The organism is Aneurinibacillus tyrosinisolvens, assembly GCF_001015055.1.
GTDB lineage: Bacteria > Bacillota > Bacilli > Aneurinibacillales > Aneurinibacillaceae > Aneurinibacillus_A > Aneurinibacillus_A tyrosinisolvens.
This window is the reverse complement of the sequence record NZ_BBWZ01000056.1, coordinates 1-22,055: the sequence shown is the minus strand read 5'-3', so window position 1 is coordinate 22,055 and position 22,055 is coordinate 1. Positions and strand designations below refer to the sequence as shown.

Sequence of the window (22,055 nt, the reverse complement as noted above, 5' to 3'; positions counted from 1 at the left end):
ATCACACCTTGAGTTTTTAAAAGGAGGTACAGTAACAATGTAAAATGAATCACAAGAACTTGGAAGGTGGAACTAACAATGAATAATGAAAGAAATACATCAAAAGTTGCCATTATTGGAACAGGATTCGTAGGTTCAAGCTATGCCTTCTCCCTCCTGAACCAGGGAATTGCAAATGAAATGGTGCTAATTGATATAAATAAAGAAAAAGCAGAAGGGGAAGCAAGGGATTTAAACCACGGGCTACCGTTTAGCTCTCCAATGAAAATATGGGCTGGAAGCTATGAGGACTGTAAAGATGCCGACCTCGTCGTTATTACCGCCGGTGCCAACCAGGCTCCTGGAGAAACACGGCTCGACCTCATTGCGAAAAACATTAAAATTTTTAAAATTATCGTAGATGAAATTATGAAGAGCGGATTTAACGGTATCTTTCTTATAGCCACGAACCCGGTTGATATCCTCTCCTATGCTACATGGAAATTCTCAGGGCTCCCAATGGAGCGTGTCATTGGTTCAGGAACAATCCTGGACACGGCCCGTCTTCGTTACCTGCTTGGTGAATATTTCGAGCTTGATTCCAGAAACGTTCACGTCTACATCATCGGTGAACACGGAGATACTGAGCTGCCGGTTTGGAGCCACGGGACAATCGGAAGCCAGCCGCTTCAAAGCTACTTTAAAAAAGATAATGACAAAATCAAGAAGGACCTTGAAGACATTTTCGTTAATGTACGCGATGCTGCCTACCATATTATTAACCGCAAAGGAGCTACGTATTACGGGATTGCAATGGGGCTTGCGCGTTTAACGAAAGCTATTTTACGCAACGAGAATTCGATCCTCACGGTGTCTGCTTTACTTGAAGGAAAATACGGATTGGATGACCTGTATATCGGTGTGCCGGCTATCGTGAATCGGAATGGTATCCGTGAAATTGTTGAGCTGGATTTAACGGAAGAAGAAATGAAAAAACTGCATCATTCTGCCAATGTGTTGAAAACAGCAATAAAACCATATTTTGATTAACTTTCAAGCAAGGAGTGACAACGATGACCTGGACACAAGTATATAATCCGCTCCACAATATATGGCTATCTGCCATCGTCGCAGCTTTACCCATCGCCTTTTTCTTTCTAGCCTTAACGATCCTGCGTATTAAAGGACATATCGCAGCTACGATTACCGTCGCCCTTTCCATTCTCATTACTATTGTCATCTACCACATGCCGGTTTCTGTGGCAGCAGGGGCAACAGGCTATGGATTCGCTTATGGGTTATGGCCGATTAGCTATATCGTCGTTACAGCTGTCTTTCTTTATAAGCTCTCCGTAAAGAGCGGCCAATTCGATATTATCTGTCGTTCTATTGTTTCGATTACAGATGACAAGCGATTGCAGATGCTTCTTGTCGCCTTTTCTTTTAATGCTTTCTGGAAGGTGCAGCCGGCTTTGGAGCTCCCATTGCCATTACCGCAGCCCTTCTTGTCGGACTAGGATTCAACCCATTGAAGGCAGCCGGTTTATGTTTAATCGCGAATACGGCATCCGGCGCATTCGGTGCGATGGGGATTCCGGTCATTGTAGCTGGACAGGTTAGCGGGGTCAGCGCAATGGAAATCGGAAAATTTCTCGGTACCCAGCTTCCCTTTATTTCTTTCTTCGTTCCATTCCTGCTCATCTTCATTATGGATGGCTGGAAAGGGGTGCGTGAGGTTTGGCCGGCCATTGTCGTTTCCGGAGGATCCTATGCTGTTACTCAATACGTAACGGTAACCTCTATCGGACCTGAACTGCCTAATATCACCTCTGCCATTGTAAGCCTTGGCTTCCATTCTTACTCTTATGTCCTTTGCCATTTTCATAAAAAACCCTCATAAAATCGAAGAGGGCACTCATACTATAAAAGAAACAGATGCAGGACGGCTGACAGCTAAACAAATAATCAAGGCATGGTCTCCTTTTATTACCTTAATCGTAATGGTAACCATCTGGAGCACAAAAGCATTTAAGGGGTTATTTGCCCCTGGCGGAGCATTCGAAAGCTGGATGATTAATGTTGCAGTTCCGGGCTTGCACAATCAAGTGTTCAAAATATAGCCCATCGTGAATGAACCGACTCCTTATGCTGCTGTTCTAAAGCTCGATCTCTTCTCTGCTACCGGAACCGCCATTCCCATCGCCGCTCTTCTCTCGATGGTGATTTTAAAGATACACGTAAAAACCGGATGGGAGACACTTGTAGAGACAATAAAAGAGCTTGCTAAACCGATTCTTACCATTATGATGGTGCTCGGATTTACCTTTGTTGCTAACTACTCGGGCCTTTCTTCTATCCTGGGACTTGCCCTGGCATCAACGGCTGGCGCCTTCCCATTCCTCTCTCCTGTACTCGGGTGGATTGGCGTATTCTTGACCGGATCTGTAACATCAGGGAATGCATTATTCGGAAGTTTGCAGGTTATCACCGCGGAACAAATCAGCGTTCTTCCCATGATTCTTATTGCCGCTAATACCGCCGGTGGTGTCATGGCAAAAATGCTCTCACCGCAGTCTGTTGCGGTAGCCGCTGGTGCGGTAGGGCTTGTTAGGTAAGGAGTCCGATTTATTTCGCTTCACGCTTAAGTATAGTATGGTATTCCTGGTAGTGACAGGCATTGTCACGCTTGGACAAGCCTTCTTTCTAAGCTAAAGGTAGACCTATTAAAAAAATGGGCCGCTCACACTGGAGCGGCCCTTCCCTTCATTACAAAAACCTTCGATGGCACTTCTTCCCGTCATACGTGAACAATACCTTTCTATCCTCTATCCTTGTTTCCAGGTGTATCGTCTTGCCCCACAAGCTGTAAACGTATGGCATTGTCTTCTCTACGTACTTAATATCCAGCTCCATGCTTTCAAACTGGTGGTAAAGGTACAATTCTCCATTGCGCAGGTAATCGCCATCCTGCACAAGCAGATATGGAAACCCTCCATTCGTCCGGCTGTTTACCAGTTGATCCCGCACAATCTCCCATGTTTTATCCGTTATCGCCCAATCATTGCCCTGCTTGCCAAACACATACATGTCGAGCCTTTCTGTCAGATCTTTCGTTAAATAATTGCGGATGAATGACGTGTCGCTGTCCAGCTCACGCACTTCAAAGATTTTCTCGCGGCCTTTGCCCGGCACACGGTCAAACCGTTCTCTCTCTTCCTCCGTCGGATTGTTCCAGCGTTCTTCAATATCCTCAAAGATTTTCAGGCCGAGGTAATACGGATTGATGCTGGTGGTGGAAGGCTGAACAACCCCGGCGTTCAGCTTGGCGAATTCGATCGTCTCCTGTTCCGTAAGGTCCATTTCCCGTAAGATTCGCTGGTGCCAGTAGGAGGCCCAGCCCTCGTTCATAATCTTCGTTTCAATCTGCGGCCAGAAATACAGCATCTCCTCCCGCATAATCGTCAGGATATCACGCTGCCAGTTCTCCAGTATTGGGCTGAATTCCTCAATAAACAGCAGCAAATCTTTTTCCGGCTCAGGCGGGAAGCGGTTTACTTTTCTCTTCGCCTGCTCCTCTTCCTCTTCCTTCTTTCTCCTCTCCTCCTCATCCAGCAGCCACAAATCTCCATACGACTGCTTCAGCTTACCTGGCTCTCCTCCGCTCTTACTCTGCTGCTGTTCCCCTCTTTCTTCCGCCCACGTAAAATGCCTGCGGGTCAAGCTCGGATCAATATGCTCCTGGATGGACAGCACCGCATCCAGGAAATCTTCCACTGTCTGTTTTCCGTACCGGATTTCGTACTGGCGCAGCCGCTCCGCCGTCGCCGCCATACTCTCCACCATATCCCGGTTCGTCCGGCTAAAACGCATATTGTTCTTAAAGAAATCGCAGTGGGCGAGCACGTGGGCAACAATCAGCTTGTTTTGAATCAGGCTGTTTCCGTCCAGTAAAAATGCATAACAAGGATTTGAATTAATAACGAGTTCATATATTTTGCTCAATCCTAAATCATATTGAAGCTTCATCCGATGAAACGACTTACCGAAGCTCCAGTGGGAAAAGCGCGTCGGCATGCCGTACGCGCCAAAGGTATAAATAATGTCTGCCGGACAGATTTCATATCGCATCGGATAGAAGTCAAGGCCAAAGCCTTGGGCAATCTCGGTAATTTCATCGACTGCCCGCTCCAATTGCTTCATCTCTTCGTCCGTCATTCCGATCCCCCTTTTCCAAAAAAGCCTGTGAGCGCCTTATATACTTCTCCCTTTTCCCTTACGATGCAGTATTTAAATTTCGGGTCTTTAATGTTCTTGTACGCGGACATCAGGGTAGAGTGCCGGTTGTATTGATTGACTTCTTCATGATACATACAAAAAGTCGAGGAGGGCCTAAGACATTCTATCCTGTCCTCTTACCAGCAACTCCCTGTATAAAGAAGGAAGATAACCTGATATATTTTCCATAGTAGCTCCCAATTTTATTGGCTACTTCGGTTGAGGGTTGGCGAATGTCTATCTATATCGTTAGCCTCTTTTTTTTGCGCTTTTTTATCCTTCGACTGCCAGCACCGCCCGTATCCACGCTCTCTTTATCATTTGGACTTCCGGGAGCGAATCATTGTCCTTAAACCACTGTGCACGTTCCTCTTCTGTCATGAATGGGAGAGCTGAGCGAATTTTAATTGTCGTATTGCCCATCTGTGTCGTATAGCAAGGACGCTCCTCTTTTTCCTCCATCCCTTTCACCCCCTCTTGCTACATGTTTATGTACAAAAGGATGGGGGACAACCTCACAACTTTTTCATTTTTTTATAGGTCAAACAGAATATACGTTCCCCTATCAATCACTTATATACCCTTGAAAATAATTGGTTCCTTTTTCCTCTATTTACGAAGTTATATGACCGATAAAGTATTACAAGGCCTGTAGAATTCAAAATAAAATTCCATATTTTGTTATCTACAGGGAAGGGAGGGAGTTATAAAGATATGAACAAAGGGAAAAGCCATCAGAAATGGGCAACTTCTCTAGTATCACTACTGTTGGTCATGAACGCGGGTTTGCCATTGGCCTATGCGGAAGAGGTTGCACAAAGCTCCGATGGGCAGAAGGAAGTCATCGTTGTTTATAAAAACAATGAGGGCAAGCAAGCGGTTTTAAATAACAGTGAGGAAGTAGACCATCAATTCAAAACCGTTCCGGCTGTGTCCGCTACGCTGGAGGAAAAGAATATCCAGCAGTTGGAACAAAACCCGAACATCGCCTATATTGAGGATAATATTACATTCAGGCTGGCTGAGGGCGGGATGCAGGTTTTAGATGATATCCGTGCTGCTCAGACCACAGGAGACAGTATTGCCGTATCCCCTGAAGAGTCACAATGGGACTTACAGGCAGTACAGGCACCGGCCGCCTGGAACGAAGGACTTACAGGCAAAGGGATAAAGGTAGCCGTTATTGATTCCGGAATTTCGGCCCATCCCGACTTAGCGATCGCAGGCGGGGTTTCTACCGTCGGCTACACCGCGTCCTATGAAGACGATAACGGACACGGCACCCATGTCGCCGGAACGATCGGCGCCAGGCACGATGGAAGCGGGATGGTAGGCGTGGCGCCTGACGCGAGCCTATACGCCGTGAAAGCAATGGACAACAACGGAGACGGAACTCTCCAGGATATTTTAGAGGCCATCGACTGGTCCATCGTAAACAATATGGACATTATTAACCTGAGCCTTGGATCAGATACCGACTCTGATATTTTTCATAGCATCATTGATAAAGCGAATGAACGAGGGATTATTATCGTAGGGGCAAGCGGGAACAGCGGAACTCCTGACGGCAGCGGAAATACGGTTGAGTATCCGGCTAAGTATAGCAGTGTCGTCGCTGTTTCTGCCGTCGATAGCAGCAAAAGCCGGGCTTCCTTTTCTTCTACAGGGGAAGAAGTAGAATTCGCCGCTCCGGGAGTTGACATTGTAAGTACGTTTCCTGGCGGAAGATATGCGGTTGGCAGCGGAACGTCGATGGCTGCTCCACACGTGGCAGGCCTATTCGCCCTTCTCAAGCAGAAGTATCCTGGCGAGACAAACGGACAGCTCCGCGAAGAAATGATAAATTATGCGGAAGACTTAGGGGACGCAGGCAAGGACCCCTGGTTTGGTTACGGCTTTACCCGGTATGTGCAGCAGCCTGTAGAACAGGAGGCTTCACAACCCAAACAGACAAATGAAATACAACCTCTACCTACAGATCCAGCAACAGTCCCTTCAGAACCTCCACCAACAGATCCCGTACAATCTATACAGCCAAGCATTCCGGAAACAAAACCAGCTCCAGATCCTGCAGCAAATCCAACACCAGCTCCGGTAGCAGTGCCTGCACCAGCGAGCGGCGGTAGCGGTGAAACTCCAGCTTCTGCTCCTGCTGCACAGCCCCCGGCGAGTCCAATCTCCGGCGGCGGCGGTGGAGCACCGGTTTCTGCTCCTGCACCGCAGCCGGCAAGCCCGGCCTTTGGTGGTGGTGGCGGTGGCGGCGGTGGTGCCGCACCTTCCCTAGATAAAAACACCATCAAAGGCTCGGCTGGCGGAACGATTTCTAACAATGACGCTACCATCACAATTCCTGCAGACGCGGCGGCAAGCGACATAAAAGTAACCGTAAACGTAATTATGGATACAACTAGCTTTCCGGCAGCCGAAAACAGTAAGCTTATTGGTGATATTTACGAAATCAAGAAGGACAAACCCGGTAATTTCGCCAAGCCGGTAACCGTTGCGCTGCCCTTCGAAAAATCGAAGGTAGACACGGATAAATACAAAGTCAGTCTCTTCTGGCTCAACGAGGAAACAAACAAGTGGGTTGAACTCGACAATGTAAAAATCGAAGGAGACAAAGTAAGCGGCACGGTTACACACTTCACCAAATTTGCCGTTATCGCCACTAAAAAAATAGCAGAAGCCCCAAAACAGCCGGAGACTCTCGACGTTCCAAAGGCAGTATTCTCTGATATTACGGGACACTGGGCAGAAACATCGTTCACCAGGCTAATAGATATGGGAGTACTCCACGGATTCGACGATGGGACATTAAAACCGAATAGAAATATTACGAGAGCCGAATTCGCTGCTATGGTTGTTAACGTATTTAATCTGCAGCCAAAAGGCGAAAAAACCTTTAAGGATGTGGCGCCTTCTTATTGGGCGAGAAATGAAATTTCTATCGCCGCATCCAATGGTATAATAAACGGCTACAGCCCGGCAGCGTTTGGACCGAACGATTTACTTACGCGCGAGCAAATGGCAGCCATTGTTGTGAAGGCAGCGAAGCTTCCTCTTGTTAATGGAGGAAACACCTTTAAGGATCAAGCGAGTATTTCCCGATGGGCTGCCCAATCCGTTAAAACAGCAAGTGCGAACGGAATTGTGCATGGCCTTGAGGGCAATCTTTTTAATCCAAAGGGCAAAGCAACAAGAGCGGAAGCTGTAGCTGTCATCGTGAACGCGCTCGATAAATAATCATTAGCTACTACACCCATTTCATAAATTCAGCATACAATGATAAGGCAAACAAATCGTTTGCATGCAGAGGAGTGCAAAAAACCCCGGTCTACGGGGTTTTTTGTTTGCTATTATTTTATACTTACCGAAACCCGGAAAGCCACTTTGTATAAAGCAGAGGAGTCGACATGGCCAGGTGATAGAGCGAGTCGTCATCCGCATCAAGTGCGATGGTATGGTCAGGATAGATATTATTAATCTCAAGCAGCCACAGATTCTCTTGCTCATCCATTGCAACATCCAGTCCTAAATTCCCATAGCAAAACCCCACTTTATCCAGGTGTTCACAAATAAGCAAAGCCATTGCTTCTAGATCCTGATATTTTTCAGCCGCCTTTCGCTCGTTACCTTCATATAATTTTAGTAAGCTTTCCCTGGTTAGTTCCGCAGAACCTCCACGGGAGATATTACTTACGAAATTTTCTGGTCCTGCATACCTTGTAACCATCCCTTGAATCTGCCATGTTCCTTTCTTTCCCTTCTGTGCGATAATCCGAATATCAGATAACCGCCCACTAAATTTAAGGAGAGAAATGCTGTGTTGTGCGATATATCCCTGCAAGTCCTGTGATTGGCTAATATATCGGTACAACTCCTCCCATGTTGTAAAGGTTTCCACCACAGAACATTCTTCAGCTAAGTATTTTACTGTATAAGCAGCAGGCTCCATCTTCTCTACTTTATAGATACCATTCCCCCGGTATCCTTTATAAGGTTTAAAAATAACTTGCTCAACCCTATCAAGCAGTTCTTTTACTTCCTTTTCTTCTGACGCTAGGACCGTTTCCGGCAAATGCGATGAAAGTACATCCGTTTTTGAAAACCACTGCCACATTTCCCATTTATTAAAAGCATACGCATTAAAAAAATTAGCTCCGATTAATTTCTCCAGACGATGATACGATTTTAGCCTGATATGGGCTCTGCGAATATAAACCGCACCGGGAAAGGCATAAATCCCTCTTCTCCAGGAGTTCGTTTCTGGATGATAAGCATACCCGATTACTTTAAGATCTTCATCCATAATTCCTTCAAACGTAAATGCGACGACAAGCCCCCACCTCATCATAGCGGAGCATATATTTTAAATATTCTTTTAAGCGATTCTCCGTTAAATATTCCTCTTTTTCGGAGACAAGCAATCCAATTACCGGCCCTATGTGGATTGCCCCATCCTCCACCCGAATTTCATATTGTAAATCTTCGGGCAGGTTTACCGCATCACTAATATCTTCCGAGAGCAAAATAATATCAGCGTCATAGCATATTGTAGCTGCTAATTGAATCTTTTTTATAAAAGCGCCAACCTTGAGTGAAATATAAATCGTTCCCTCTAAGTTAAAACGCCTGATTACATCCTCATGTAACTGAATCTGCCGGGATGATTCTTTACATGTTCTGACTCGCATACTCCCTCATCCCCCGCCTTTCAGTTGGATTGACTAAGTGGAAATATTGAACTTTTGAACGCTGGCAGCATAACATAGCGGTTCATACCCAATTCGCAGATACTGTTCGAAACCAATCGTTTTAAACCCCTTATAACCGGGCCTGTAGTTGGCCTCGATAAAATAAATCTGACCGGATTGGTCGAGTGCCAGGTCAATCCCGAATTCCACAAAGTGATACTGCTTTTGCTGTTCCATCCAGAAGCAAAACTCGCTACAGACCCGCAAAACATTTTCTTTCACGGTTTCATAATCGAATTGGCCGTTCAAGCGCTGGATGGTTTTTTCAAAAGACAGGACCATTCCCCCTGCCGAAAAATTTGTTATTTCTTTGCCCTTACCTGCTATCCTGCATTCAATCCCATTACAAATCCAATCATACGACGGATTTTTCTGCATAATAACGCGTATATCAAACGGCGATCCTTCGACTTTAGCCAGGGAAATATATTTCTGGCAGATATACTTCTTCTCATATTCCTCGGCAAATTTTCTGATGAAACTGTGGAATTCTTGCTGATTCATAAGCCTTTGTTTCGGAGTTTCATCGGTTTTTTGATACCCGGTTACCAGGTAAGAATTTCGGTTCTCCCCTGCGGTAATCATTTTAATAATAATAATTCCTTTTCCCTGGGAGCTTCCTTTTGGCTTTAAAATGATTTTATTATGTTCTTCCAATACCTTTAGGAGCTGACAGCTCGTCAAAAGCAGGTGCGTCTCTGGCAGATATTTGTGGAAAATTGGGTTTTTTAGCAAAACCTTATACGTCCGCCACTTTGATAGGCGGTCTGAGTTGATTAACAGGCCGTTTTTTTCTAAAAGCTTCGTACGGAATTTTTTAAAAGAAGGCTGCATGATATGCCTTCGGTAGATGACAGCCGGAATTGCCGTTACCCCCTCACACCAGCTGCCGCTGCCTGGATGATAGATTAAACCTGCCACCGTCGAGTTCTCCCAATCTACAGATACGATTGAAAACGCGACAACCATGCCGCCAAACGATGAATAAGTCCCCATGCGATCAGAATAATGCTCCTTCATATACTCCGGCGTATAATTCTCCACATTGCTTCCAAATAACAATCCAATCGTCGGTCCCAGGTACATCTCTTCCTTTTCAAATCGTAATTGAAATACGGTTCCTTCTGGAATTAGAAGACCTTGAATCATCTTTGTTGACACAAATAGTTCCAGTGGGTGGTTTGCATCGTTCACGTCTGTATAGCCTGGGTCTTCGAACCATTCAACACGACATGGTGTTTGTTTCAGGCCAAAATGAAAGAGGTATTTTTCCGACGAAACAGCGCGTACACGATGGTCAATACGAATAACTGATTGATTACTTATGAATGAAACAACTTTTATCCATCTAAGATCGGCCATTTACCCCCTACTCCTTTAAATCGGTATGGGATAGTATATTCAATTACGTGCATTCCCGATAGGTACGTAAGAAAAATTGGGTTTTTTAGCAGAATTTTATCCATACACTATAGTAATAAAACATGATAGCAACCTAACACTGGTCCTTACTTATCCGCATAGTATGAAATTAGATGTGAAGTGAAAAGTGGGGACGAATAAAAAACAGCTGCCTGACACCAACAGGCAGCTGTTTTTTATTCATCAGATCCCATCTTTCTCGCTTCCGATTTGATTCCAGCAATCATCACAAATCGTTCTTTCTTTGTAATTATGCAGCCTGGATGTGGAACTACAAAAAAGACAAGCAGGTTTAAGCTTCTTTAGAATAATAAACTCGCCCTCGCTGCTGATCTCCAGGCGATCCTTTTTCTCTTCTATGTTTAAAAGCTGGCGCAATTCAATAGGAAGCACCACTCTCCCCAGATGGTCAATCTTCCGTATTATCCCCGTTGCTTTCAATTTATCCATGTTACCACTCCTTCTTTCGTGCTCTATACCTGGCACTTGACCCTACTATATCTAATTCATAAATGGGTACAAAAGGAATGGGCGCTTACCCATTTTTTCACAAAATTTAACATTTTCTATTCTGAAATTGAAAGCCTGTCCAATCAAGTGGTTAAATTAACCAAAATTGTATAGATACATTTGTTGTGACATATATACTACAAAAGCAAAGCCTACCTTTGTTTTGCTGCCGTTTTGATTGAGAAATGGGCTTTTTTGAAGTGGTTTTAATTATAAACGGGGGAGGAAGAAGGATGCTTACACCAAGAGATAAGGAAATGTTGAATGGATTATCTGCCTTCCGATGCCTTTCCAGGGATCAAATCGCAGCACTTTATTTTAGCCATCTTAAAAATCCAGTTACCTCGGCCAATTATGTTTTAAAAAGACTGCGAAGGGATGGGCATGTAGAAGCAAACATAGAGCACAGCCCCTATGTTTATTTTACAAGCCCTCCCTTGATTAGGAAGAATTCACAAAAAATCAGCCACTATTTAGCCATTGCAGACTTTTATATTGAAGTAATCAAGTATCAAAAACCAGGTATGTTTATTGTAGAGCCCCGGTACGGACCCAATGTTATGCAGCCCGATATTTTTATGGTTTGGTATGGAGTGCCGTTCTTTGTGGAAATTCAAAACTCCATATATTCCAGCAGAATGATGCATGAAAAATTAAACCGTTATTTGAATTATTACCGTTTGAAAAGCTGGCAGGATGAACCATGGCAAGATCGAAATATTGTTAGATTCCCTATTGTCTGGATTATTTCCAATTACTGTTATAATTTACCTTGTTATGAAATAGAGATATTCCAAAGCAAAGATGTCTTTTCTTTTATGAATGAGTTGAAAGTAAAAAATTAGATTTAATACTTTCCCTACCTTATTCTATACTGGCAATTGGTTATATGAACCAAAATATCATGCAAAAACAGCACACTTTTTTAAATATTGTTAATGTGGACGCGTAAATGTTCTGTAAATATTTACAGTTAATCTATGTACAGTTAGAATATAACATGGATGTCCGCCGCCATTTAAAATAATATAAAGGGGGGATTTATAAATAATGGACCGAATTAAAAATCTGAGAAAGAAAAATGGCGATACACTAAAACAACTGGCAACAAAAATAGATTATGATTACAGCAACCTCTCTAAAGTCGAACGTGGCATTTATCGCCCTTCCCTTGAACTCCTGCAGAAAATTTCAGCGGTTTACAATGTAGACATAAAAACACTTCTTCAGGAAGAGTATGAGTATTCTTCCATAGAACATGATTTTTTAGAGGACTTAGAAATCACCTCAGAGGATTTAAAAATAAAATACAGCATCATGTTGGACGGGGAACGATTAACAAAAGAAGAACTCGGTTTTATCATCAATATGATCCGAAACTTGCGCACAACGGTTAAAAAAACAAAGAAAATTGAACATATTTTATACACAAGTATAAAATAGCTTTACTCAAGATACTCCATACCATACATCCTTTCAAATGGCCCTACATTATTGAAGAACCTCCTGAATTGGTGAAGTTCATTTGCATTCAGTGGGACACAATGGCCTTTTACTTCCACTATCTCCCCTTCGTTCCTAACCGGTTTTAAGATACAAGCAAAAAGAACATCTTTATTTGTGGGGAGAAGGATATAGTAAAACACCCGACTTCCTTTCCAGGCTTCCTCGTATATCTTATAAAGCTGATGGGAGAATTTCTCTGGCAGGATATCATTGTATAGATTCATCCCAATAATTTCACCCGCAGATAAATTTGCAGCCTTTAATAAAGCCTCATTTACACCAGTAAAGAAAAAATCAAACCCTATTTTTTTAAAAGAAAAACAAAGTGGAGTATTTTTTCTTTCATATTCATGAATCATTTTAGAAAAAATGGATAGCAGCTCAACTTTTCGCTCTAACATTATAACCTCCCCGTTTTCTGAATATTCCCCTATCCCTAGTTGCTAGTATATTCCCCTTATTGCCGAATGAATACGATTATATTGCCTCCTTAACACACTTCAAATACATAGGACGATAGCACCTCTAAAAATAATCTTCGAACAGGACCAGCAATTTTAAGGGGGCTACTTTAAAAAATCATGTTAGGCAGATGGCTGTACATATAATGGTAGAGAGGTGATGATATGTACCGCCCTGCTGGTAAAGATGTTTTCATTTATCTCCGAAAAAGCCGAAAAGACATGGAGGAGGAACGAAAAAATCCCGAATATGATACGCTTGGCAAACACCGCAAAGAACTGCTTGACCTTGTGAAACGGGAGCAGCATAACCTCATTGCCACGTTTGAAGAAGTCGTCTCCGGAGAGTTTCTTTCTGAGCGCGCGGTTGCACAGGAAATGCTGCGCCAGGTGGATGAAGGAGCCGTTGAAGGCGTTATCGTTATGGACCTTGATCGCCTGGGCCGCGGTGACATGATCGATGCCGGCACTATTTTTCGCACGTTTAAATCCTCAGATACGATCATTATTACGCCAAATGAAGTCATTGACTGCAACGAGGAAGGGGCAGAGCTTCTATTCGGAGTCAAATCCATTATTGCCCGCGAAGAACTGAAACAGATTAATAAGCGTCTCCAGGGGGGGCGCAAGCGGTCAGCCAGAGATGGAAAATCGATTACCCGAAAACCCCCCTATGGGTACTTACGCGATGAGAACTTAAAGCTTTATCCCCATCCGGAGCAAGCGTCCGTGGTCAGGCAAATTTTCGAGTGGGCGGCCCGGGGAAACGGAAGACAAGCGGTAGTTAAGAAGCTGGAAGGGATCTGTATTCATCCGCCGGAGGGGAAGCTATGGGAGCAGTCTACTATCAGTTATATCATTAAGAATGAAGTGTATCTTGGCCATATTATCTGGGGGAAACACCGGTATACAAAGAGAAATGGGAAAAGGATAATAAAGAAGGTTCCCCAGGAGCTCTGGGTCCGCCATGAAAACGCACACGAAGCCGTTGTTACCCCGGAACTTTTTGAACGTGCAAATCTGGGCCTCAGCGGAAGATATCGGACGCCAACAAAAGAGGGGAGCCAGCTTGCCAATCCATTAGCAAGTATTATGAAATGCAGCGTGTGCGGACGCTCCTTGCGATACACGCATTCGAAGCAAAGAAAGCCGCAGCTGCGCTGTATAAACCCACACTGCCAGGAGATACAGAAGGGCGTGCTTTTTCATCTTGTGGAGGAAAGGCTTCTCAGCCACCTTAGTATGCTTGTCGAGAAAATAGATCTAAGCCGAAAAGAACTGGCAGCTTCTATGCAAAACGAAATGACGACAGTTGAAATCAGGCAAAAACAAATTGACACGCTAACGAAAGAAATAGCGGTATTGACAGGCATGAAAGAGACCGCTTTTGAAATGCTGGAGAAACACGTATATACGGAGGAAATCTTTCTGCAGCGCTATCAATCAATTTCTCAAAAAATAAACGAGGCCGAAACCATTCGGGAGCAGCTCGAAAAAGAGAGGGAGGCGGAAGAACAGAGCCTCCAGCACCAGACCCGTGCCGCTCCACACATTCGAAAAGTAATCGATGCCTACTATCACATCAAAAGTACCGAGGAAAAAAACCATCTTCTGAAATCAATCCTCGAGAAAGTGCATTTTACCCGCAAAAAAGAATGGACGAAACAGGATCAGTTCGAGCTGGAAATTATACCAAGGCTCCCTGTTTAGGGGGCCTGTTTTCAGAAAAAAAGCCCGGAACAAGGCATCCTCTGCCCCATCCTGGACTTTTTGTATGTATCATCATGCAGTATATTGATTCACTTCCCCATAGCCGAACATGTTGGATTTATCCATTAGCTCTTTCACCAGCTTCACGCAGCGGTCATTATCCGATGTGAGGTTGTCGCCATCGGAAATGTGAAAAGGATAAATGTTATACATTGCAGGGGAATACCGCTCTTCAATGATTTCCAATGCCTTGCGGTAAGCTGATGAACAAATCGTTCCCCCGCTTTCTCCTTTTGAGAAGAAGGCTTCTTCCGTTACTTCCTTTGCCTCGGTATGGTGGGCAATGAATACAATGTCTACTTTTTCGTATTTTGTACGCAGGAACCGCACCATCCAGAAGAAGAAGCTGCGGGCTACATATTTTTCCATCGCCCCCATTGAACCTGACGTATCCATCATGGCTAATATTACCGCATTGGAATGCGGCTTTACAACTTCTTCCCATGTTTTAAACCGGAGGTCCTCGTTCGATATGTTTTTAATTCCGGCGTTCCCCTGCAGCCCATTGCGCCGGAGTGCCTCAAGAATCGTCCGTTTTTTGTCGATATTGCCCATCAGGCCTTTTTTCCTGATGTCGTTAAACTCAATCTCTTCTACAATAATTTCGTCCTGTTCTTTCTGCTGCAGATTTGGCAGCTCCATTTCGGCAAACAGCATTTCCTCCAGCTCTTCAACCGAGATTTCCGCTTCGTAATAATCGTCACCGGGCTGATCGCCCGCTCCCTGGCCTTTTCCGGGGCCTTTAGCCGGCTCGGGTTCGCGGGCGATGACATCCCCAACTTTGGAATCTCCGTCTCCCTGCCCCACATGCTTGCTTTTGTTATAGTTGTAACGGATACGATACTCATCGAGCGAGCGGATTGGGATTTTTACAACGTCACGGCCATTGGACATGATGATGTTTTCTTCACTCACCAAATCAGGAAGGTTTTTTTTAATGGCTTCCTTTACCTTTTCCTGATGGCGCATCTGATCCTGGTGGCCTTTTCTATGCAGCGACCAGTCTTCCCGTGAGATGATAAACAAAGGCTCTTTTTCCACAATGCTTCCCCCTTCTGCACCGGTTACCGGTTCAAGAGGCTGCCCACATAGCGTAATAACTCGTTGGCACAAATCGGGCAATATCCGTGTCCGTCAATGAGACGGGCGGTTACCTCGTTTACTTTTTTCAGTTGTACTTCATCCGGTGTTTTGCTCGAAGTTGTAATTTTCACGACGTCCTTCAGGTCCGCAAACAGCTTCTTCTCAATGGCCTCCCGCAGGCGTTCATGGCTGTTATAATCAAAACGTTTTCCTTTGCGTGCATAGGCGGAAATTCGAATGAGGATTTCCTCCCGGAATGCTTTCTTTGCATTTTCAGAGATGCCGATTTGTTCCTCAATCGAACGCATAAGTTTCTCATCCGAATCCATTTCTTCACCGGTAATCGGGTCACGAACTTTCGTTTTATTGCAATATGATTCAACATTATCGAGGTAGTTATCCATTAGGGTTTTGGCAGATTCTTCATACGAATAAACAAATGCTTTTTGTACTTCCTTCTTCGCCAGTTCATCATATTCCTTGCGGGCTACATTAATGAAAGTAAGATAACGTTCTTTGTCTTCTTTTGATACAGTAGCCGTTTGGTCGAGGCCATCTTTTAATGCGCGAAGAATATCCAGTGCATTAATACATTCGGTATCACGGCGGATAAGCGCACTCGAAATCCGGTTAATGACATAGCGCGGATCGATGCCTGACATTCCTTCATCGTGGAATTCATTTTGCAGTTCCTTAATGTCAGCTTCTTTGAAGCCTTCCACAGAATCCCCGTTGTAGAGCCGGAGTTTCTTCAGCAGGTCTACCCCCTGCTTTTTCGAATCCTTAAGGCGCGTTAAAATCGAGAAAATAGAAGTGGCCCGAAGAGAATGCGGCGCAACGTGTACATGCCCGAGATCGCTATGGCGAATGAGCTTGGAATAAATTTTTTCCTCATCAGATACACGCAGGTTATAAGGCATGCGCATAACGATAATCCGCGATTGGAGTGCTTCGTTCTTTTTATTGCTGATGAAAGAACGGTACTCAGATTCATTCGTATGGGCGACGATGAGTTCATCAGCAGAAATGAGGGCAAACCTTCCCGCTTTGAAGTTCCCTTCCTGCGTGAGGGAAAGCAGATTCCAAAGGAATTTTTCATCGCACTTCAACATTTCCTGGAACTCCATCAGTCCTCGATTCGCTTTGTTGAGTTCCCCGTCAAAGCGGTAGGCCCGCGGATCTGATTCTGACCCGTACTGGGTAATGGTCGAGAAATCGATGCTGCCTGTTAAATCGGCAATATCCTGCGACTTCGGATCAGAAGGGCTGAACGTTCCAATTCCTTTCCGTTTGGCTTCCGAGAAAAGAATTCGCTCGACCGGCATGTCTTCGATACGCCCGCCGTATTCTGTATCCAGTCTCATCTGGTTATACGGTGACAGGTTTCCTTCGATAATAATACCGAATTCTTCTTCCACTTCCGGACGCAGCTCGGGCGGTATGAGGTGTAGAGGATCCTCATGCATCGGGCATCCCTTAATTGCGTAGACTGCTCCCTCATCTGTTCGTGAGAAATGCTCTAACCCCCGTTTAAGCATCGTTACGAGCGTTGATTTCCCCCCGCTTACCGGCCCCATCAGCAGGAGAATCCGTTTGCGAACGTCCAGGCGCATCGCTGCGGAATGAAAATATTCCTCAACCAGCTTCTCAATCGCCCGATCCAGCCCGTAAATCTCCCTGCTAAAGAATTTGTACGTTTTACTTCCATCCTCATTATTTTCAATGCCAGCATGCTTAATCATGTTATAAACACGAGAGTGGGCGGTCTGGGCAACATGCGGATTTTTCTTGATGATCTGCAGGTATTCGGCGAAAGTCCCTTCCCAGGTTAGCTGTTCTTCCCGTGCGCGATATTCTGAAATCCGCCTTAGGATATCCATGGGCACTCCTCTCCTTTTCTTCTTTCGGAATGTCGTAAAATTGGAGATACGTTTTTACTATCCTATTCCGTATACCCGGCTGACATGCTAGAAGTTAAGAGATCTTACCAAAAGCCTACGCCCAAATTAAAAAACATCGCCTGCCGGCCGAATTATGTGTCAGGATTGTCCTTTTTTGTTCTGTTCACAACCCTTTTGGCATGAGTTATAATGAAAGGTAAATCATGTATAAATGGAAAGGGGTTACAGCGCAATGGTGATTATTTTAGCTATTCTGGTGATGATGATAGGCGCTATTTTCACAGCCGGATACAACGAGGATAAGACCTGGAACTTATAAGGCAGGAATCATACTAAGCGGCCCTTCGATTACGAAAGGCCGTTTTTTTTAATAAAGAAAACTTGGCTAGCGCCAAGCCACAGGCGCTGGCGATGACCTTAGTTGCCCTTATGTAGATAAGAAAGTTATACTTTCTTATCTACTAAAAAATACGGGTTCCCCAAATAGGAAACCCGCATTTCTTTACTTCCATTAGAATACCGGTACAACTGAACCTTTGTATTGGTCTTCGATGAATTTCTTCACATCGTCTGACTTTAACACTTCGATTAACTTTTTAATCTCTGGACGGTTTTCATCACCGGCTTTTACACTAATGATGTTAGCTCCGTTTTTCGCCGCTTCTGAATCCTTGCTTTCCATAGCGACTGCCTGTGCTGGAGTTAGTCCGCCTGATAATGCATAGTTTCCGTTAATTACCGCATAATCAACTTCACTCAACGCACGTGGCAGCAAGGAAGCTTCCATTTCTTTGATTTGAATTTTCTTCGGATTTTCTTTAATATCCTGCTTCGTGATATCGTTTAATGCTTTTCCTGGTGTGAGTTTAATCCAACCGTTAGCTTCCAGCAATTTCAGCGCACGTGCACTGTTTGTTACATCATCAGGAATACCAATCACTGCGCCCTGTTTCGGCTCTTTCGCCTTCTCTTTACCAGGGTATACACCCATTGGCTCGAAGTGGATACCGTCTAATCCTACAATATGTGTTTTATGTTTCTTGTTGAATTCTTCCATGTACGGCACAGTTTGGAAATAGTTTGCGTCGATTTGCTTGTCTTCAAGTGCTGTATTCGGCAATACATAATCATCAAACACTTTTACTTCCATATCAACGCCTTGTTCTTTAAGCTTGGCTTTCACGTGCTCAAGAATCTCGGAGTGCGGCGTTAAGCTCGCACCTACGATTATTTTCTTTGCTTCTGCCTTTGGCGCTTCCGTCGCCGCTTTATCTGTGCTCGCTGGTTTATCGCCGCTATTGCCGCATGCAGCAAGCAGACCTACGATTGCGAATAAAAGAAAGGATATCAACCACTTTTTCATCTTGCTTCCCCCTATTTTTTATTTTATTAACGTATTGCGAGTGTTTCGCCGTATCTTTCCGCGGGCCCTGCGTACCGATACAAAAAAACCCTCACCGGCAGAACCGAGAGGGATTGTCTAAAAGACCGTACACTCTTATCTGCCAGAATGATTTCCATTCCGCTGGATTTGGCACAGCATTCTCCTATAACAGAAAATCCGCTGCCGGGCTTCATCGGGCCAGTCCCTCCACCTCTCTCGATAAGCGAGATATTCAATTCACTAGACAATATAATACGTCTTTGTCCCTACTCTGTCAACCACTTTATTCACAAAACAAATAGATTATCCCCTGGAAAATATACCCGTCTTTCCGGACAGTTGATCATGTAATTCCTTTAATGTACCCGAAGCGTCAACCCGATGCTGAGGAACACCGCGATCAATCTTATAATCCAGAACAAGAAAAGTTTTCAGGCCGACTTCAGAAGCAACCATGTCCTGCTGCATATCGTTTCCAATCATAATGCACTGGTCCGGCTGCATCCCGATATATTCACAGATTTCGGTAAAATACCTCGGGTTTGGTTTGCAGTAATGAGCCGATTCAAAAATCGTGACGTGGAGGAAATCCCCTTCATTAAGCCCTGCCCATTTCATTCGCTCCTGGATGGCGACCCCCGGAAACACAGGATTGGTTGCCACTACGAGCTTGTACCCCTGTTTCTTCGCTTCCTCTACCACTTTCAGCGCATACGGATGAGGTTCGATTCCCTCCTTCAGCAGGGAGAATTCTTCTGTATAAAACTTATCGAACGTCGGCCAAATGGCTTCGTGTGAAAGGTTGGCCATCGAAAGGAAATGTTCCTGAAATACCTGCTCATTCGTCTTCGTGCTGTCCTCGTCTGCCATCGTGTGCTTTGTCGCCGTCCACAGCGTTTTTACGAGAAGCTCCGGCTCTATGATGTGTGCTGCATAATCTCCAAGACGCTTCATGTACCTGTGAAGGAACGCCTCTGTATCAATCGTCAATAGTGTACCATCCAGATCGAAAAATATCGCTTTATCAGCCAAACCGCAGCCCTCCTCTATTATTTGTCCCGCTGTTTGATTTGAACCCTGCCAGCCGGTAATACTTTTTCTTTATTTTCTCCCCTTCCCTACTTCATTCCCGGGTACCCAATCTGTCTGAGCCCTTCGTACAGGACAATCGCCGCTGTGTTTGACAGATTCAGAGAGCGTGTCGCATCTCCCATCGGGATACGGATGATTTGGCCGGGAAACTGCTGTATGATTTCCTGGGGAATCCCGCTCGTTTCTTTGCCGAATACAAAAAAATCACCATCCCTGTAGGATACATCGGAATGGTACCTATCTCCGTCTGTTTCAATAAAGAAGAACCGCCCCTCCGGATTCCGGGCTGCGAAGTCTTCAAACGATTCGTAGTATGTAAGATCTACAGCATGCCAGTAGTCCAGGCCCGCCCGCTTTAAATACCGATCATCCGTGGAAAAGCCAAGCGGCTTAATCAAATGGAGCCTCGTTCCTGTTGCCGCACACGTGCGGGCAATGTTTCCTGTATTAGCAGGAATGAGCGGCTCATGGAGCACGATGTTAAACGCCATCCTGATTTTCACCTCACAGTCCATCATAGCATATTCAGGCGAAAATAAAAAAGGATGGCGCATCAAAAACACACCACCCTTCTTACTCTGTATGATTTATTATTTCCTTGTTTTAACCACGTATGTGTTTGCCATCTTATCATGCCAGCCTTGCTTTCTTTTGTCGAAAGCAGCCCAGATAAAGCCAAGCAGCAGAACAATCCCGGAAACTAACTTCCCGATTGTTTCCCTGAGAATAATCGAGCCCCAGCTGTTTGGTTTTTCGTCGGTCCGTACAACCTTGATGCCACAAATCATTTTTCCAAGCGTCTGTCCGTATAATACCGTAAGAATAATAAAATAAACTAAACCTAATAAATTCTGAAATAGCTCACTAAAAGAAAATAGGTCAGTCGATGAGCGAAAGCCTAGTAGATAGGTTACTGCTGTAAGTAGTATACCGTCAATGAGAGAAGCAATAAACCGGATCCAGAACCCGGCATATCTATGTTCCACTACGGGTTCAAACGAAAATTCCTGCTGTTGATTTTCCATCGTTTCACCTCCTTTATGTTCTATCTTATTTTGCTAGGGCCTGTATATATACTCCAGGCTTGGTGTCCGCTTTTCTTCACGAAGAAAGTCAGGGAGCGGCTGTGAAGGGACATATTGCTTAATTGCGGACGACATAAACGGAAGAAAGCTTCCAAAGCTTAAAGGCTCTTCATAACGGATGACCGTCGCATCCTCTACATTCGCCAGCTTCATTGCTTCATTTGTCGCATCTTCCAGCGTACCGAATTCATCGATCAGGCCTGCCTGTTTTGCCTGCTTTCCGGTATACACTCTCCCGTCAGCAAGCTTTACTACTTTGTCGCGCGGCATCTTGCGTCCTTCGGCAATAACATCCACGAACTGCTGATAACTTTCATTAATCATTGTTTGTAAAATCGCGTGTTCATCTTCTGTCATCGGACGCATAGGGCTTCCAATATCTTTAAATTTTCCGCTTTTAATTACATTTTCCTTCACTCCATACTTGGCCGCTAAATCGCCGTAGTTAAGGTATGAAGCAATTACACCCAGACTTCCAGTAAGTGTAGAAGGATTGGCATAAATTTTATCCGCAGCTGTTGAAATATAATATCCACCTGACGCGGCATAGGATCCCATACTGACAACAACAGGCTTATGTGTTTCATTACGAATCTGCATAATTTTCTGGTGCAGCTCATCCGTCGGCACGACAGCTCCTCCCGGGGAGTTAACACGCAGCACAATGGCCTTGACGGCATCATCATCTTTCGCCTGATTTAATTGGGAGAGCAGGCCATTAAAATCAAAACTCCCATTCCAGCTTGCTTCTTCCGATATGACTCCATCTACAAATATTTGTACAACTTGAGTTTCCCCACTGCCTGAAACAATTGTTGAATCCCACGTAGTTC

19 protein-coding genes, 2 pseudogenes and 1 riboswitch are annotated in these 22,055 nt (G+C 44.6%); of the genes and pseudogenes, 6 read left to right on the top strand and 15 right to left on the bottom strand.

Translation table 11 applies throughout. The annotated features are described in order from the left end of the window. Positions 1–78: 78 nt before the first annotated feature. The gene (locus MBEAL2_RS25825) at positions 79–1,029 is read left to right on the top strand and encodes an L-lactate dehydrogenase (protein ID WP_047155096.1); all 951 of its coding nucleotides are present in this window, start codon (positions 79–81) and stop codon (positions 1,027–1,029) included. A 23-nt stretch (positions 1,030–1,052) separates the two neighbouring features. Beyond that, positions 1,053–2,691, top strand: a pseudogene (locus tag MBEAL2_RS31390) (lactate permease LctP family transporter). Between the two features lie 54 nt (positions 2,692–2,745). Here MBEAL2_RS31390 and MBEAL2_RS25815 read toward each other — a convergent pair. From MBEAL2_RS25815 to MBEAL2_RS25810, 3 genes and pseudogenes are all read right to left on the bottom strand, one after another. Then, positions 2,746–4,194 (bottom strand): SpoVR family protein, encoded by a 1,449-nt coding sequence (locus tag MBEAL2_RS25815; protein WP_047155095.1) that lies wholly within the window; start codon positions 4,192–4,194, stop codon positions 2,746–2,748. Then, positions 4,191–4,379 (bottom strand): annotated as a pseudogene (locus MBEAL2_RS33315) (sporulation protein YhbH); the annotation flags it as partial. The gene MBEAL2_RS25815 and the pseudogene MBEAL2_RS33315, both read right to left, overlap by 4 nt. Positions 4,380–4,527: 148 nt before the next feature. Beyond that, entirely contained in the window at positions 4,528–4,716 is a 189-nt protein-coding gene (locus MBEAL2_RS25810) for a hypothetical protein (protein WP_047155094.1), read from the bottom strand. 252 nt (positions 4,717–4,968) lie between these two features. Here MBEAL2_RS25810 and MBEAL2_RS29785 point away from each other — a divergent pair, with 252 nt between their 5' ends. Then, a complete protein-coding gene (locus MBEAL2_RS29785) occupies positions 4,969–7,497 on the top strand; it encodes a S8 family peptidase (protein ID WP_052948022.1) in 2,529 nt (842 codons plus the stop codon). A gap of 124 nt (positions 7,498–7,621) precedes the next feature. Here MBEAL2_RS29785 and MBEAL2_RS25800 read toward each other — a convergent pair whose 3' ends face one another. From MBEAL2_RS25800 to MBEAL2_RS25785, 4 genes are all read right to left on the bottom strand, one after another. Beyond that, positions 7,622–8,563 (bottom strand): YheC/YheD family endospore coat-associated protein, encoded by a 942-nt coding sequence (locus tag MBEAL2_RS25800; RefSeq protein ID WP_047155093.1) that lies wholly within the window; start codon positions 8,561–8,563, stop codon positions 7,622–7,624. Between the two features lie 7 nt (positions 8,564–8,570). Then, positions 8,571–8,948, bottom strand: coding sequence for a hypothetical protein (locus MBEAL2_RS25795; RefSeq protein ID WP_047155092.1), 378 nt, complete (start codon positions 8,946–8,948; stop codon positions 8,571–8,573). Between the two features lie 33 nt (positions 8,949–8,981). Next, positions 8,982–10,370 (bottom strand): YheC/YheD family endospore coat-associated protein, encoded by a 1,389-nt coding sequence (locus MBEAL2_RS25790; protein ID WP_047155091.1) that lies wholly within the window; start codon positions 10,368–10,370, stop codon positions 8,982–8,984. Between the two features lie 243 nt (positions 10,371–10,613). Continuing rightward, a complete protein-coding gene (locus MBEAL2_RS25785; RefSeq protein WP_047155090.1) occupies positions 10,614–10,880 on the bottom strand; it encodes an AbrB/MazE/SpoVT family DNA-binding domain-containing protein in 267 nt (88 codons plus the stop codon). 293 nt (positions 10,881–11,173) lie between these two features. Between MBEAL2_RS25785 and MBEAL2_RS25780 the strand changes: the two genes are divergently transcribed. Then, positions 11,174–11,785: a replication-relaxation family protein gene (locus MBEAL2_RS25780; protein ID WP_047155089.1), complete on the top strand. Its 612-nt coding sequence runs from the start codon at positions 11,174–11,176 to the stop codon at positions 11,783–11,785. 205 nt (positions 11,786–11,990) lie between these two features. Continuing rightward, positions 11,991–12,383 (top strand): helix-turn-helix domain-containing protein, encoded by a 393-nt coding sequence (locus MBEAL2_RS25775; protein WP_047155088.1) that lies wholly within the window; start codon positions 11,991–11,993, stop codon positions 12,381–12,383. A gap of 2 nt (positions 12,384–12,385) precedes the next feature. On the opposite strand, the gene MBEAL2_RS25770 is transcribed toward MBEAL2_RS25775, so the two are convergent. Further along, entirely contained in the window at positions 12,386–12,847 is a 462-nt protein-coding gene (locus MBEAL2_RS25770; RefSeq protein WP_047155087.1) for a PAS domain-containing protein, read from the bottom strand. Between the two features lie 225 nt (positions 12,848–13,072). On the opposite strand from MBEAL2_RS25770, the gene MBEAL2_RS25765 reads away from it, so the two are divergent. After that, on the top strand, positions 13,073–14,617 hold the full coding sequence (locus MBEAL2_RS25765; RefSeq protein ID WP_047155086.1) for a recombinase family protein: 1,545 nt from the start codon (positions 13,073–13,075) through the stop codon (positions 14,615–14,617). Positions 14,618–14,689: 72 nt separating this feature from the next. Here the strand turns inward: MBEAL2_RS25765 and yhbH are convergent, their stop codons facing one another. The 7 genes from yhbH to sppA all read right to left on the bottom strand — a co-directional run. Next, positions 14,690–15,718, bottom strand: coding sequence for a sporulation protein YhbH (gene yhbH, locus MBEAL2_RS25760; RefSeq protein ID WP_082130192.1), 1,029 nt, complete (start codon positions 15,716–15,718; stop codon positions 14,690–14,692). Between the two features lie 23 nt (positions 15,719–15,741). Then, the gene (locus MBEAL2_RS25755; RefSeq protein WP_047155085.1) at positions 15,742–17,640 is read right to left on the bottom strand and encodes a PrkA family serine protein kinase; all 1,899 of its coding nucleotides are present in this window, start codon (positions 17,638–17,640) and stop codon (positions 15,742–15,744) included. A 532-nt stretch (positions 17,641–18,172) separates the two neighbouring features. Continuing rightward, a complete protein-coding gene (locus MBEAL2_RS25750) occupies positions 18,173–19,024 on the bottom strand; it encodes a MetQ/NlpA family ABC transporter substrate-binding protein (RefSeq protein ID WP_047155084.1) in 852 nt (283 codons plus the stop codon). A 132-nt stretch (positions 19,025–19,156) separates the two neighbouring features. Beyond that, a riboswitch (SAM riboswitch) is annotated at positions 19,157–19,271 on the bottom strand. Positions 19,272–19,348: 77 nt separating this feature from the next. Next, on the bottom strand, positions 19,349–20,077 hold the full coding sequence (locus tag MBEAL2_RS25740; RefSeq protein ID WP_047155082.1) for an HAD family hydrolase: 729 nt from the start codon (positions 20,075–20,077) through the stop codon (positions 19,349–19,351). An 86-nt stretch (positions 20,078–20,163) separates the two neighbouring features. Further along, a complete protein-coding gene (gene trmL / locus MBEAL2_RS25735) occupies positions 20,164–20,628 on the bottom strand; it encodes a tRNA (uridine(34)/cytosine(34)/5-carboxymethylaminomethyluridine(34)-2'-O)-methyltransferase TrmL (protein ID WP_047155098.1) in 465 nt (154 codons plus the stop codon). A gap of 99 nt (positions 20,629–20,727) precedes the next feature. Then, a complete protein-coding gene (locus MBEAL2_RS25730) occupies positions 20,728–21,162 on the bottom strand; it encodes an RDD family protein (protein WP_082130190.1) in 435 nt (144 codons plus the stop codon). Between the two features lie 33 nt (positions 21,163–21,195). Continuing rightward, the coding region (gene sppA / locus MBEAL2_RS25725) for a signal peptide peptidase SppA (protein ID WP_047155081.1) at positions 21,196–22,055 on the bottom strand (860 nt) is incomplete at its 5' end.